We start from the raw sequence: 13,878 nt of genomic DNA, 5'->3' as shown, positions 1-13,878 counted from the left end.
TTCGCACAGGCTGCATCCGTTCCACCGACGCAAAGTTGCATCTCCTGCAAGTTTACATCGTCTGTGATACCGTGCGCCGGCGCTTTTTGCGCCCTCTCCACCCCCGACACCGATCAGGAGCCCGGATGTCGTCGTTCCTCGCGCGAATAGCCCGCGCCTTGACAGCCCACTGGAAGCGCAGCCTCGCGTTCGCGCTTCTGACCGTCTTCGTGCTCGGGGGGATCGCCGGCTCGGTCGGCGGCATGCCGGCCGACGACTTCGAGATCCCGGGCACCGAGTCCCAGCAGGCGACCGACCTCTTCAGAGCCCATGCCCCGGCGCTCGCGGGCGTCGACGCGACGCTCGTCTTCTCGGTCAGAGACGGGACGCTCACGAGCGCCGAGAACAGAGCGGCGATCGAGAGAACGCTGACCGAGGTGAGAGGGCTCCACGGCGTCGCCGAGGTCGGCGACCCGTTCGGGCAGATCTCCAGAGACGAGACGATCGCGTCGACCGACGTCCGCTACGACCTTGGGTTCGACGAGGTCGAGCCGGAGAACGGCAGAGAGCTGGAGAGAACGGTCGACGAGGCGCTCCAGGGCAGCGACGTCAACGTCGAGATGCGCGGCGTCGTCGTCGACCTCGCCTCCGAGCAGGAGGTCCCGGTCGGCGAGCTGATCGGCGTCGCGATCGCGATCGTGCTGCTGACGCTCCTCTTCCGCTCCGGCGCCGCGATGGCCGCGACGCTGGTCGGCGCGCTGCTCGGCGTCATGTTCGGCCAGATCGTGCTGCAGATCGTCGCCAAGCCGCTCGGCCTGCCCGAGTTCGCGACGACGATCGCCGTGATGCTCGGCCTCGGCGCCGGCATCGACTACGCGCTCCTGATCATCGGCCGCTACCGCGAGCAGGTCGCCGCCGGCGACTCGCCCGAGAGAGCGTCGGCGAAGGCCGCCGCGACAGCGGGCGCCTCCGTCGTCGCCGCCGGCCTGATCGTGATGGTCGCGATCGCCGGCCTGCTCGTGATCGGCATCCCGCTGATCGGCAAGCTCGGCGTCGGCTCGGCGATCGGCATCGCGTCGGTCGTCGTCTCGTCGCTGACGATCCTGCCGATCATGGTCGGCGCGCTGAAGAAGCGGCTGAGACCGAAGAAGGCCGAGCACGTGCTGCCCTCGAAGGCGTTCAGCCGCTGGGCGGAGATCATCACCGCGCGGCCGTGGCTCTCGATCGTGCTCGGCGGCCTCGTGCTGCTCGCGCTCGCGATCCCGGTCACGAGCATGCGCCTCGGCCAGCCCGACGACGGCAACCAGCCGACCTCCAAGACCCAGCGCAAGGCCTACGACCAGCTCGCGACCGCCTTCGGGCCGGGCTCGAACGGCCCGTTCTTCATCGCGGTCGACCTCCAGAGAGGGACCGACCAGAGAGCGGAGCTGACGAGACTCGAGGAGGCGCTGAGAGGCACCGACGGCGTCGCCGCCGTGATGCCCGCGGCCCCGTCGAGAGACGGCGAGATGGCGACGATCTTCCTGATCCCGAGAACGGCGCCGCAGGACGAGCGCACCGACGAGCTCGTCGACACGCTGCGCGAGGACGTGATCCCCGGCGCGATCGCAGGCAGCGACCTGGAGGTCTTCGTCGGCGGCGCGACCCCGGGCTTCAAGGACTTCTCCGCGAAGGTCTCCTCGCGCCTGCCGGTCTTCATCGCGGTCGTGATCGGCCTCTCGGTCCTGCTGCTGATGGCGGCCTTCCGCTCGATCTGGGTGCCGCTCGTCTCGGCCGCCTTCAACCTGCTGTCGATCGGCGCGGCCTACGGCATCATCACGCTCGTCTTCCAGCAGGGTTGGGGCGCGAGCCTGATCGGCGCCGACTCGGGCGTCCCGATCGTGTCGTTCATCCCCGTGATGCTGTTCGCGATCCTGTTCGGCCTGAGCATGGACTACAACGTCTTCCTGCTCTCCCGGGTCCGCGAGGCGTACCACGAGGGCGACGGCCCGCGCGAGTCGGTGGTCCACGGCGTCTCGCGGATCGGCAAGGTCATCCTCTTCGCCGGCCTGATCATGGCGTCGGTCTTCCTCGCCTTCGTCTCGCAGCCCGACGTGATCGCGAAGATGATGGGCCTCGGCCTCGGCCTGGCGATCCTCATAGACGTGCTCGTCGTGCGGCTCGTGATCGCCCCGGCGGTCGTCCAGCTGCTCGGCGACAAGGCCTGGTGGATGCCGGACTGGCTCGACAAGGTGATCCCGAACATCTCGCTCGACGGCCACGAGGTCGACGCCGGCACCGAGGCCGAGCTGGAGGCGAAGATCGCCCGCGAGGCCGAGAAGGAGAAGGTCGGCTAGACGGACGGCTCGAGCGCGCGGCCGGCGGCGATCCGCCGGCCGCGACCCTGCCGCGCCGGACAGGGCCGGGAGCGACGCCGCTCCCGGCCCTTCGTCGTTCTCAGGCGGCGCCGTCGTCGTCAGGCGAGAAGTAGTCGGAGTCGACCTTCTTCAACTCGAAACGCTCAGCGACAAAGACACCAACGTCGTAGTCGATCATCAGCTGAGCCAGCTCCTTCCCGTCAATGAGGATCACGCGCGAATTGACGCTTGCCGCGTAATCCGTCGCCCCTCTCGAAAAGGAAGAAGTCGTGATGAAGACGCCCTTCGCCGCGTGTTTTCCATGCAGCGCTCCGACGAACTGCTGGATGTCCGGCCGCTTCACCGTCCGCTCGCGGGACCACCGCTTGGCTTGCACGTAGATGACGTCGAGGCCGAGGCGGTCCTCTCTGATCACGCCGTCGACGCCCTCATCGCCGGTTCCCCCGAGTCGTTCCGCAGCGTCAGCGCGACTGCCGCCGTATCCCATCGCGTGGAGGACATCAAGGACAAGCTGCTCGAAGAAGACGGGCGTTTGATCGAGAATCCGGTCGAGAAGGTCCTCGGCAAGCGCAGAACGCAGCTCGCGATACGCTCCTGACACCCGCTCCTCGGGAGTCGCGTCGAGATCCGCCGCCTCTACCTTGCCATCACCGAGCGGCTTGGTCGAGTCCGTCCTCGGTCGTCGAAAGTCGTGAAACTCAGGGAACTGGCTGAGAACTCTGAGGTCGATTCGAACGGGTTCGGCGATCAGCACCTCGCGCCCGCGATCGGCGATGCGATACACGGAGCGACGCGGTCGTTCGATCAATCTGCAGCGATAAAGATAGGTCGTGGCCCAGCCGACCCGATTCGCGAATGTCTTGGCACGACCGCTCGGGAGTTCTTCCGCAAGATCATGCTCCGTGAGGTTGAACTCGCGCGCGAGCCGCGCGCGGATCGATGCGACCGCATGCTCATCCCCATCATCCAAGGCGACAAGCAGTGGGCGCATGATCGTTTGGAAATCGGGAACGGCCATGGCCGTGAGCAGCCTAACTGCCAATGACGCGTTCACGCGGCGCCGCGCCGCGACCTGCGTCGGTCCGTACCCCTCTGAGGAGTGCAGATCGACGCAGCTCAGCGCGCGGCCCGGCGCGGCCCTCCCTACTCCGCGATGAAGATCGACTTCGTCTCGCGGTAGGCGCCGAGGGCGGCGGCGCCGAGCTCGCGGCCGAGGCCCGACTGGCCGATGCCGCCGAACGGGACCTCGGGGCGGATCGAGCCGTAGGCGTTGACCCAGACGGTGCCGGCGCGGATCGCTCTGGCGGCGCGCACGGCGCGCGAGACGTCGCGGGTCCAGACGCCGGCCGAGAGGCCGTAGTCGGTGTCGTTGGCGAGCGCGATCGCCTCGGCCTCGGAGTCGAACGGGGTGACCGTCACGACCGGGCCGAAGACCTCCTCGCGGAAGATCGTCATCGCCGGCGTCACGCCGCCGACGACGGTCGGCGCCATGAAGTGGCCGGGGCCGTCCGCGAACGCCGCGCGCGGATCGGCCGCTGTCGCGATCCGCGCCCCCTCCTCCGCCGCGCCGCGGACGTAGCCGAGCACGCGCGAGAGCTGGCCGGCGGAGACGAGCGGCCCCATCTCGGCGCCCTCCTCCCAGCCGGGCGCGACCTTCAGCGCCGCCGCCCGCTCGGCCAGCCGCGCGACCAGCTCGTCGTGCGCGGCGCGCTCGACCAGCAGCCGCGAGCCGGCGATGCATGCCTGGCCCTGGTTCTCGAAGGCGCCGCCGAGCGCGCCCTCCAGCGCCGCGTCGAGGTCGGCGTCGGCGAAGACGACGTTCGGGTTCTTGCCGCCCAGCTCGAGCGTCACCCGCTTGACGGTCGGCGCGCCGGCGGCCATCACCGCGCGACCGACCGCCGTCGAGCCGGTGAACGCGACCTTGTGGACGCCGGGATGGGCCGACAGCGCCGCCCCGGCCCGCCCGTCGCCGGGCAGCACGTTGACGACGCCCTCCGGCAGCCCGGCCTCGAGCAGCAGCTCGCCGAGCCGCAGCGCGCTCAGCGGCGTCTGCTCGGCCGGCTTCAGCACGACCGTACAGCCGGCCGCCAGCGCCGGTCCGAGCTTCCACGACGCCATCAGCAACGGGTAGTTCCACGGCACGATCTGGGCGCAGACGCCGACCGGCTCGCCGACCGACAGCGCCAGGAAGCGGCGGTCGGTCGCGTGGACGGCGCCGGCCAGCTTCGACGGCCAGCCGGCGTAGTAGTCGAGCACCGCGGCGACGCCGCCGACGTCGCCGCGCGCCTCGGTCAGCGTCTTGCCGTTGTCGAGCGTCTCCAGCCACGCCAGCTCGTCGCCGTGCTCGCGCACGAGCGCGGCGGCGCGGCGCAGGACCGTCTCCTGCTCGGCCGGGTTGAGCCCCGACCAGCGGCCGTCCTCCCACGCCCGCCGCGCCGCCGCGACGGCGCGGTCGACGGCGGCGCCGTCGGCGAGCGGGACGGCGCCGAGCGCCGCCTCCGTCGCCGGATCCTCGACGGCCGGCCGCTCGGCTCCCTCCAGGGGGTCGAGCCGGCCGTCGATCAGCGCGCCGTGCTCGCGCGCCGCGAACGCCCGCGCCCGCCGCTCGCCCTCCGAGTCACCGCGCGCCGCCGTCTCCCGCACCGTCACCGCCATCCCGTCAGCCCTCCTTCGCCTCGATGATCTCCTCGGGGCTCGCCTCGCCGATGTGGGCGTAGACCGCCGGGCGCGCGGACTTCGTCCAGGCGCCGACGAGGAGGCCAAGGATGCCGCCGCCGAACAGGATCAGCGGCAGGATGATCGTCATGTCGTCCATCGGCGCGTCGATCGCGCTGGTGATCAGGACGTTGTAGTTGAGCAGCCCGATCACGAGGATCGCGGTCAGGAAGACGCCGGCGATCGCAGGCGCGATCCGGCCGCGCCACGGCGTGACGTCGAGCCCGGGCCGCTTGCGGAAGAAGGCGACGACCGCGAACGAGGTGATCGCCATCAGCAGCAGCACGCCGAGCGCGCCGAGGTTGGTCAGCCACGTGAACAGGTGCAGGACCGGGTCCTTGCCGGCGATCGCGAAGGCGCCGACGACGATCAGCGCGAGCGTCGACTGGACGATCGAGCCGACGAACGGCGAGCCGGTGCGGGAGCTGACCTTCGCGAAGGCCGACGGGAAGACGCCCTCGCGGCCGAGCGCGAAGAAGTAGCGCGCGACGGCGTTGTGGAAGGCGAGCACCGCCGCGAACAGCGAGGTCGCGAACAGCAGCGAGGCGGAGTCGGCCCAGAAGGCGCCGAGCCGGTCGCCGCCGGCGCCTATCAGCACCGTCGTCGGGTCGGGCGCGGCCCCGTCGGGGGTCGTGAAGCCCGCTCTCATCAGCGCCTCGGGGTCGACCATCGTGTGCGGGCCGACCGAGTTGGCCAGCAGCCACGACGAGATCGCGTAGAAGCCGCCGATGATCGCGACGCCGATCAGCGTCGCGCGCGCGACCGTCCGCTTCGGGTCCTTGCACTCCTCCGAGTAGATCGCCGCCGACTCGAAGCCGACGAACGACGCGACGCAGAAGGTCAGCGCGGCGCCGAGCGCGGCGCCGGTCGCCTCGCTCGGGTCGAAGCCGAGGAAGGTGATCCCCTCCGGGCCGGGATCGGCGAGCACCGCGAAGTCGAAGATCGCGACGATGATGACCTCGAGGATCAGCACGAGCGCCAGCACGCGCGCGTTGAGGTCGACCTGCAGGACGCCGAGCGTGGCGACGATCGCCCCGCCGATCAGGCACCACCAGTACCACTCGAGCGTGATCCCGACTCTGTCGGCCATGAACGCGCCGAACGCGACGCCGAAGAGGCCGTAGATCCCCATCTGCATCGCGTTGTAGGAGATCAGCGCGACGAATGCCGCGCCGACCGCCGGGATCTTGCCGAGACCACGCGCGACGTAGGTGTAGAAGGCGCCGGCGTCGGCGACGTAGCGGCTCATCGCCGCGTAGCCGACGGCGAAGACGCCGAGCACGGCGGCGAGCGGGATGAACAGGAACGGGATGCCCATGTTCCCGGTCACCAGGTAGGTCGCCGCCTGGCCGCCGGCGACGGCGGTCAGCGGCGCCGACGCGGCGACGATGAAGAAGACCAGGTCCCACGTGCCAAGGGCCCGCCGGTGCAGGCGCCCCTCGCTCGCCGGCCCCGTCGGGACGGCGGCTGTGTCAGCGACAGACATCGCTCTCCTCTCCGTGGGCGGCACGCGCGAGCGCGGGCCGCACCTCCTCGTTGACCGTCCCGCACCACATCGGGACGAATGACGCCAGCACCCGCGCGACCTCGGCGAGCGACGAGAGCGAGACGCGCTCGTCGATGCCGTGGATCTCCTCCGCGCGGGGGCCGAAGCAGATGGCTGGGATGCCGTGACGGACGAAGTGCCGCGCGTCGGTCGTCGCGGTCGTCGCCTCCAGGCGGGGCGGCGCGCCGCGGACGCGCTCGTAGGCGGCGGCCAGCTCGCGCACGACCGGCTCCTCGCGCGAGACGACCGCGCCCTCGCAGGCGAAGCCGTCGTAGCGGACGATCGGCGGATGGTCGCGCAGGACCGGGTCGGCGGCGGCCGCGCGGGCGATCGTCTCCTCGACCCGCGCTCTCGCCCGCTCGGGCGTCTCGCCCGGGTAGAGCCCAAGGCGGCACGACAGCGTGCACTCGGCGGCGACGGTGGAGGTCCAGTCGCCGCCGGCGACGATCCCCGGGTTGAGGTTGATCGGGTGCGCGAAGCCGTCGTAGGGGGCCGGCGGGTCGGCGTTCAGCTCGGCCTCCAGCTCGCGCAGCGCGCCGAGCAGCCCGTACGCGGCCTCGATCGCGTTGAAGCCAAGGGTCGACGCGCGCGCGGCATGGGCCGGCACGCCGCGGACGTCGACGTGGAACCACAGCACGCCGACCTGCGCGACGGTGAAGTGGTCGGGATGGGGCTCGGTGATGACGCAGGCGTCGGCGCGAGAGCCGTCGAGCAGGCACTGGAGCGCGCCGTTGCCGGTGCACTCCTCCTCCACCACCGACTGCAGCTCGACGCGCCCGGCCAGCTCGACGCCGAGTCTTCGCAGCGCGCGGATCGCGCCGGTCATCGCGACCAGCCCGGCCTTCATGTCGCCGGCGCCGCGGCCGTAGAGCCAGTCGCCGTCGCGGCGGGCTCTGAACGGGTCGCCGGTCCACAGGCTCGCGCTCGCCGGCGGGACGACGTCGACGTGGCCGTTGAGGATCAGCGAGCGGGCACGGCGGGTGCCGTCGGCCGCAAGCGCGCCGCCCGCGACCGGCGCGCCGCCCGCGCCGTCCCACGCCGCGACCACGTTCCGCTTCCCCTCGACGCTCCACGAGAACGGCGAGGAGTGCGGGTCGGCGCGCAGCGCGTCGGCATCGAGCGCGACCGAGCGGGGCGTGAGGCCGCAGTCGGCGAATGCGGCCTCCATGACCGCCTGCCCGGCCTCCTCGGCGCCCAGGGTCGTGGGCGCCTCGACCAGCCGCACGAGCAGCGCCTCCATCCACTCCCGCTCGGCCGCGACGGCGGCGTCGATCTGCGCCGGCGAAGGTGCCGCGCCGCCGCGTGGGATGTCGCTCGCGCCCAGGCTCATCCCACGCTTCCGTCGAGGATCTGGAGCGTCTTCAGGTCGCTGTAGAAGTCGAGCGCGTAGTCGCCGCCCTCGCGGCCGATGCCGGAGATGCCGACGCCGCCGAACGGCGCCGTCAGGTCGCGCACGAGGAAGGTGTTGACCCACACGATCCCGGCGCGGATCCGCCGCCCGATCCGGTCGGCGCGCCCCATCGAGGAGGTGTAGACGATCCCGCTCAGCCCGTACTCGGTGCTGTTGGCGAGCGCGACCGCCTCCTCCTCGTCGGCGAAGGTCTGGAAGGTCAGCACCGGCCCGAAGACCTCGCGCTGGACGATCTCGGAGTCGTTGGACTTCGGCTCGATCAGCGTCGGCTCGTAGTGGAGGCCGTCGCCGACCCATCTGCCGCCGCGCACGACCGTGTCGCCGGCCTCGCGCGCCCGCGCGACGAACGCCTCGACGCGCGCGAGGTGGTCGGGGTGGATCAGCGGCGAGATCGTCGTCGCGGGGTCGCGCGGGTCGCCGAGCACGTGCGCGTCGGCGTGCGCGTGGAAGCGCTTCAGGAACTCGTCCCGGATCGACGCCTGCACGAGCAGCCGCGTGCCGGCGAGGCAGACCTGGCCGGAGTCGTCGTACTGGCCGGCGGCCTTCTTCGCGGCGGCGTCGAGGTCGGCGTCGTCGAAGACGATCAGCGGCCCCTTGCCGCCCAGCTCGCCGGTGAACGGGACGAGGTTCCGGGCCGCGGAGACGCCGATGTGGCGGGCGGCGTCGGGCGAGCCGGTGAAGGAGACGCGGCGGATCAGCGGGTGGCGGACGAGCGCCGCCCCGGCCTCCTCGCCGATCCCCTGCACGACGTTGAAGACGCCGGGCGGCAGGCCGGCCTCGGAGGCCAGCTCGGCCAGCAGCGCGCAGGCGAGCGGCGACCACTCGGCCGGCTTCAGCACGACCGTGCAGCCGGCCGCCAGCGCCGGCGCGGTCTTCCAGGTCGACAGCATGAACGGCGCGTTCCACGGCGTGATCACCGCGGCCGGGCCGGCCGGCATCCGCTGGACGCGGTTCCACGTCCCCTTCGAGCGCCAGTCGCGCTCCTCGTAGGAGACGGCGAGGTCGGCGTAGGAGCGGTAGTTGGCCGCCCCGCGCGCGATCACGCGCAGCCGCAGCGACTCCAGCAGCATCGCCATGTCGGCGCACTCGACGGCGGCGAGCCGCCCGACGTTGGCCTCGATCGCGTCGGCCAGCCGGTGCAGGTGCGCGGCGCGACCGGCCGGGCCGAGCGCCGCCCAGGCCGGGAAGGCGTCGTGCGCGGCGCGGACCGCGCGGTCGACCTCGGCCTCGCCGGCGCGCGACACCCGCGCGATCACGGTCTCGTCGATCGGCGAGATGTCGTCGAAGCGCTCGGCGCTGGCGACCCACTCGCCGCCGATGAAGTGGTCGGTCGGAACCTCGACGCCGGCGACCACGGCGCGGGTCCCGCCCGTGCCCGTCCCGCCCGCCGGGCCGGCCCCCGCCTGCCGCTCCGCCGCCGCGCTCACGACGACACCTCCTCGGCGGCGTACGAACGCACCGATTCGAGGTCGTCGATCGTGTACGCGAAGGTGAAGCGATAGCCCTTCCCGACGCGCGTCGGCGCGAGCGCCGCGTGCTCCTCGCCGGGCGCGGCGAACAGCTCCAGCTCGGCGTCGCCCTCCCACACCTGCGAGATCGAGCGGTCGTACGACTTTGCCCGCACCAGCTCGTGGACGGCCGGGCTCTCGTGCCGGCCGGCGGCCAGCCGCGGGAAGTAGCGCACGTTGACGAGCGGAGCGTCGTTGTGGACCGGCCCGCCGTCGCTCGGCCCGGTCAGCGTGACGCAGCCCTCCGCGAGCCGGCGGCCGCGGGCCGAGCAGGTCCCGCCGATCCGCGAGCCGGCGGCGAGGCCCGGCGCGGCGGTGACGTTCAGGTCGAAGGCGCGCGTGATCCAGATGTCGCCGAGCTTCTTCGGGAAGCCCTGCACCCAGCCGCGCGCGAGCGCGAAGTCCTGGTCGACCCAGATGTAGGGGCAGGTCGTCACCTGCTCGCCGTCGAGCAGCGCGTTGACGACGACGAAGAACTCCTTGTACTGCGAGCGCGACGGGTCGGTCAGCTCCTCGCCGCCGTCGCTGCACGACTGCCAGTCGACGAACAGCGCCGCGCAGGCGCCCGGGTCGTCGGGCAGCGGCTCCAGGCCGGGCGGCAGGACCGCGGCGACCGCCTCGGGATCGGCCCAGTAGTCGATCACGAGGAAGTCGCCGACGTAGTGCCACGGCGGCGCGGGGACGAGGTTGGCCTCGCCGAGCGGCGAGCGGGGCAGTGAGTAGCCGTTCAGCGACATGACGGTCCTTCGGGTCAGGAGGGTGCGGTGGCGGTGGTCGGGACCGGCGCGGCGTCGGCCGGCGGCAGCGGCGTGCCGAGCGACTCCAGCGACTCGCGCTCGGAGGCGATCGCGACCGCGTCGAAGCGGAAGTAGGAGCGCGGCGGCAGCGGGCCCCAGGTGTTGGAGGAGTAGCGGTCGTCGGGCCACTCGCGCGGCTCGTGGTCGGCGCGCAGGATCTCCATGTCGCAGTAGAGCTCGACGAAGCACTCCTCCTCGACGATCCGCACGTAGGAGGCGATGTTGCCGCCGACGCCGTGGCGCGTCGGCCCCCAGCCGAGCCAGCGGCCGTGACGGCCGAGGTGGTCGAGCGCGGCGCGCATCTGACCGATGTCGACGACGTCGAGGGCGAGGTGGTGGAAGTGGCTGTAGCCCTTGTCGACCAGCGCCATCACGTGGTGGTCGGGGTTGACGTGCAGCCACGCGCCGCCGTCGCCGAGCCAGTCGGTCAGCCGCATCCCGAGCGCGTCGACGTAGAAGGCGAGCTGCGCCTTGATCGACCCGGTCAGGAAGTTGACGTGGCCGAGCTTGCGCGGATGGCCGACCGGCAGCGTCCCGGCCGGACGCGCGTACGGCGTCAGCCGGCTCTCCGGCGCGCGGTAGGGCAGCAGCTCGTGGCCGTTGCCCTCCAGGTCGCGCAGCCGCAGCGCCTCGCCACCGGCGCGGTCGCCGATCCCCGCGACGCGCTCGAAGGCGATCCCGAGCCCGTCGAGGTGGGCGGCGGCGTCGTCGAGCGTGCAGTCGCGCGCCAGCTCCCAGCCGACGTGGTCGAAGCCGGGGCCGCCGGCGTCGAAGGCGGCCCGGTTCGCGGGCTCGCCGCCGGCCGATTCCACCAGCTCGAGCGCCAGCGGCTCGTCGTCGCAGGAGAGCGCGACGCGGCCGTCGGCGCGCATCCGCTCGGTCAGCCCGAACTGGAGCGCCCAGCGGCGGGCGGCCTCGTCGAGGTCGGCGACGCGCAGGGCGGCGTGGTCGATGCGGTGCAGGGCGATCATGCCGGCGTCACCCGCACCGGCATCCGCTTGATGCCGTTGAAGAAGTTCGAGCGCAGCCGCTCGACCGGCCCGGCCAGCTCGATCTCGGCGACGCGCGGCAGCAGCTGCTCGTAGACGATCCCGATCTCCATCTTCGCCAGGTGCGAGCCGAGGCAGTGGTGGACGCCGCCGGGACCGAACGCCATGTGGCGGTTGGGCGTGCGCGTGACGTCGAAGGTCTCCGGGTCGTCGAAGACCGCCTCGTCGCGGTTGCCGGAGACGAACCAGGTCGTGACCTTGTCGCCGGCCTTGATCTCGGTGCCGGCCAGCTCGGCGTCGACCGTCGCGGTGCGGCGGAAGTGGTGGACCGGCGTCGCCCACCGCAGCATCTCGTCGGCCATCGATCTGAACAGCTCCGGCGACGGCTCGCGTCTCAGCAGCTCCATCTGCTCGGGGTTGGCGAGCAGCGCGTCGAGGCCGTGCGAGATCGTGTGGCGCGTCGTCTCGTTGCCGGCCGTCGCCAGCAGCACGAAGTAGACGTCGAACTCCTGCTGGGTCAGGTCGGCCTCGACCAGCTGGGTGATGATGTCGTCGCGCGGCTCCCTGCGGCGCGCGTCGGCCAGCCGCCGGCCGAAGGCGAACATCTCCAGCGCCGCCGGCGAGGAGAACGGCAGGTGGCGGTGGGAGTCGTCGTCGGGGACCTCGGCGGCGTACTCGGGGTCGGCGTTGCCGAGCAGGCGGTCGCCGATCTCGATGATCTCGCGCCGCTCCGACTGCGGCACGCCGAGGATCTCGGCGAAGACCTGCATCGGGACCTCGGAGGAGATCTCTCTGACGAAGTCGAACTCGGGGCCCTTCGCGAAGGCGGCGTCTATCACCTCGTTGGTGACGCGCCGGACCTGGTCGGCCCACACCTGCACCGCCCGCGGCGTGAAGCGCCGGTTGATCAGCCCGCGCAGCACGTCGTGGCGCGGCGGGTCCATGTCGATCATCGACTTGCGCGACTCGACGTGCTCGGGCTCGAGATCCTCCAGCGAGGTCCCGCCGATCTCCGAGGAGTAGGTCGCCGGATCGCGGTGGACCTCGCGGATGTCGTCGTAGCGGGTGACGGCCCAGAAGCCGGTCCCCTCCGCCTCCGGGTTCCAGTGGATCCCCTCCTGGCGGCGCAGCGCCGCGAACGCCTCGTACGGGACGCGGTCGACGAACAGGTCGTGGTTTGAGAGGTCGATTCGTTCGGTGGTCGGCATCGGTTCGGTCTCCCGGTCAGACGTGGTGCGCGTACTCCTCGAGCTCCCACTCGGAGACGTGGCTCCGGTGGCGCTCGACCTCGAAGCGCTTCATCGCGAGGAAGGTCGTGACGATCTGCTCGCCGACCGCCTCGCGCAGGACGGCGTCGGCCTCCAGCGCGTCGAGCGACTCCTCCAGCGTCCGCGGCAGCGGCGCGCCGGCGATCTCCTCGGCGGCGTGGTAGGCGTCGCCGGCGACGGCGGCCGGCGGCTCGATCCGCTCGCGCAGGCCGTGGGCGCCGGCGAACAGGAGCGCGGCGACGGCGAGGTAGGGGTTGGCGGCGCCGTCGCCGACGCGCACCTCGACGCGGGTCGCGGCGCCGCGCTCGGCCGGGATGCGGACGAAGGTCGAGCGGTTGTCGTGGCCCCAGTTGGCGTGCGTCGGCGCGAGCGAGTCGGGGACGAGCCGGCGGTAGGCGTTGATCGTCGGGTTGAGGAAGGCCATCAGCGCCGGCGCGTGGGCGAGCACGCCGGCGGTGAACCAGCGCAGCTCGTCGGAGACCTCGTCCGGCGCGCCGGGCGCGTCGAAGGCGTTGGCGCCGTCGCGCTCCAGCGACAGGTGGACGTGGGTGCCCGAGCCGCCCTGGTCGTTGAACGGTCTACCCATGAAGGTCGCGACGAGGCCGTGCAGCGCCGCGACGTCCTTGACCGCGCTCTTGAGCCGGAAGGCGTTGTCGGCGGCGGTCAGCGCGTCGGCGTGGTGCTGGTTGATCTCGTACTGCGAGTTCATGAACTCGTGGTTGAAGGCGAACGCCCCGAGCCCGATCTGCGCGAGGTCCTCGGTCAATCTGCGCACGACGCCGCCCGGGTCGACCTGCGGGCCGACCGTGTAGACCATCGACAGGCGGTCGACGATCCGTCTGAGCCCGCCGGGGGCGCTGTCGTCGCGGGCGCAGAGGAAGAACTCCAGCTCCGGTGCGACGACGGCGCCGTAGCCGAGCTGCTCCAGCGCGGCGGCGGCGCGGCGGACGGCGCCGCGCGGGTCGGCCGGCGGCGGCCCGCCGTGGACCGGCTCGAGGTTCGCCAGGCAGCAGGCGACGCCGGGCTCCCACGGCAGCGGGACGAGCGTCGCGAGGTCGGGCTTTGCGATCAGGTCGGGATAGCCCTCCTCGCCGCCGACGACCGGCGTGTGGCGCAGGTCGGTGCCCATCACGGCGGCGCAGAAGCCCAGACCGCTCTCGCGCACGCGCTCGAACTCCGAGACGGGCACGTCCTTGCCGCGCGCGACGCCGTGGAGGTCCGAGTAGAGCACGCGGATCGTCGTGATCGGCGTCTCGCCGGTGCTCGGCGCGGCGAAGGGCGCCGCGCGCTGCTCGGTCTGCATCACTC

10 protein-coding genes are annotated in these 13,878 nt (G+C 72.2%); 1 reads left to right on the top strand and 9 read right to left on the bottom strand.

Going from position 1 to position 13,878, the window contains the following annotated elements; genetic code table 11:
• The first annotated feature begins 125 nt into the window (after window positions 1-125).
• Entirely contained in the window at window positions 126-2,315 is a 2,190-nt protein-coding gene (locus BDZ31_RS07265) for an MMPL family transporter (protein ID WP_183340414.1), read from the top strand.
• A gap of 100 nt (window positions 2,316-2,415) precedes the next feature.
• On the opposite strand, the gene BDZ31_RS07260 is transcribed toward BDZ31_RS07265, so the two are convergent.
• The 9 genes from BDZ31_RS07260 to BDZ31_RS07220 all read right to left on the bottom strand — a co-directional run bounded on the left by BDZ31_RS07260 (window position 2,416) and on the right by BDZ31_RS07220 (window position 13,873).
• A complete protein-coding gene (locus BDZ31_RS07260; RefSeq protein ID WP_183340412.1) occupies window positions 2,416-3,354 on the bottom strand; it encodes a restriction endonuclease in 939 nt (312 codons plus the stop codon).
• 125 nt (window positions 3,355-3,479) lie between these two features.
• On the bottom strand, window positions 3,480-4,991 hold the full coding sequence (locus BDZ31_RS07255) for an aldehyde dehydrogenase family protein (RefSeq protein ID WP_183340409.1): 1,512 nt from the start codon (window positions 4,989-4,991) through the stop codon (window positions 3,480-3,482).
• A gap of 4 nt (window positions 4,992-4,995) precedes the next feature.
• Window positions 4,996-6,537: an APC family permease gene (locus BDZ31_RS07250; RefSeq protein ID WP_183340407.1), complete on the bottom strand. Its 1,542-nt coding sequence runs from the start codon at window positions 6,535-6,537 to the stop codon at window positions 4,996-4,998.
• The gene (locus BDZ31_RS07245) at window positions 6,524-7,927 is read right to left on the bottom strand and encodes an ArgE/DapE family deacylase (protein ID WP_183340405.1); all 1,404 of its coding nucleotides are present in this window, start codon (window positions 7,925-7,927) and stop codon (window positions 6,524-6,526) included. The genes BDZ31_RS07250 and BDZ31_RS07245 overlap by 14 nt, the downstream gene beginning before the upstream one ends.
• On the bottom strand, window positions 7,924-9,363 hold the full coding sequence (locus tag BDZ31_RS07240; RefSeq protein WP_183341063.1) for an aldehyde dehydrogenase family protein: 1,440 nt from the start codon (window positions 9,361-9,363) through the stop codon (window positions 7,924-7,926). Before BDZ31_RS07240 ends, BDZ31_RS07245 begins: the two co-directional genes overlap by 4 nt.
• A gap of 68 nt (window positions 9,364-9,431) precedes the next feature.
• Entirely contained in the window at window positions 9,432-10,253 is an 822-nt protein-coding gene (locus tag BDZ31_RS07235) for an acetoacetate decarboxylase family protein (RefSeq protein ID WP_183340402.1), read from the bottom strand.
• A 14-nt stretch (window positions 10,254-10,267) separates the two neighbouring features.
• Window positions 10,268-11,284 (bottom strand): VOC family protein, encoded by a 1,017-nt coding sequence (locus BDZ31_RS07230; protein WP_183340401.1) that lies wholly within the window; start codon window positions 11,282-11,284, stop codon window positions 10,268-10,270.
• Window positions 11,281-12,510: a cytochrome P450 gene (locus BDZ31_RS07225; protein ID WP_183340399.1), complete on the bottom strand. Its 1,230-nt coding sequence runs from the start codon at window positions 12,508-12,510 to the stop codon at window positions 11,281-11,283. The genes BDZ31_RS07230 and BDZ31_RS07225 overlap by 4 nt, the downstream gene beginning before the upstream one ends.
• 16 nt (window positions 12,511-12,526) lie before the next feature.
• Window positions 12,527-13,873, bottom strand: coding sequence for a glutamine synthetase family protein (locus BDZ31_RS07220; protein WP_183340397.1), 1,347 nt, complete (start codon window positions 13,871-13,873; stop codon window positions 12,527-12,529).
• Between the last annotated feature and the right edge of the window lie 5 nt (window positions 13,874-13,878).

This window comes from Conexibacter arvalis (genome assembly GCF_014199525.1).
In the GTDB taxonomy this organism is placed as follows: Bacteria; Actinomycetota; Thermoleophilia; order Solirubrobacterales; family Solirubrobacteraceae; genus Conexibacter; species Conexibacter arvalis.
This window is presented reverse-complemented; position numbering and strand designations above follow the sequence as displayed.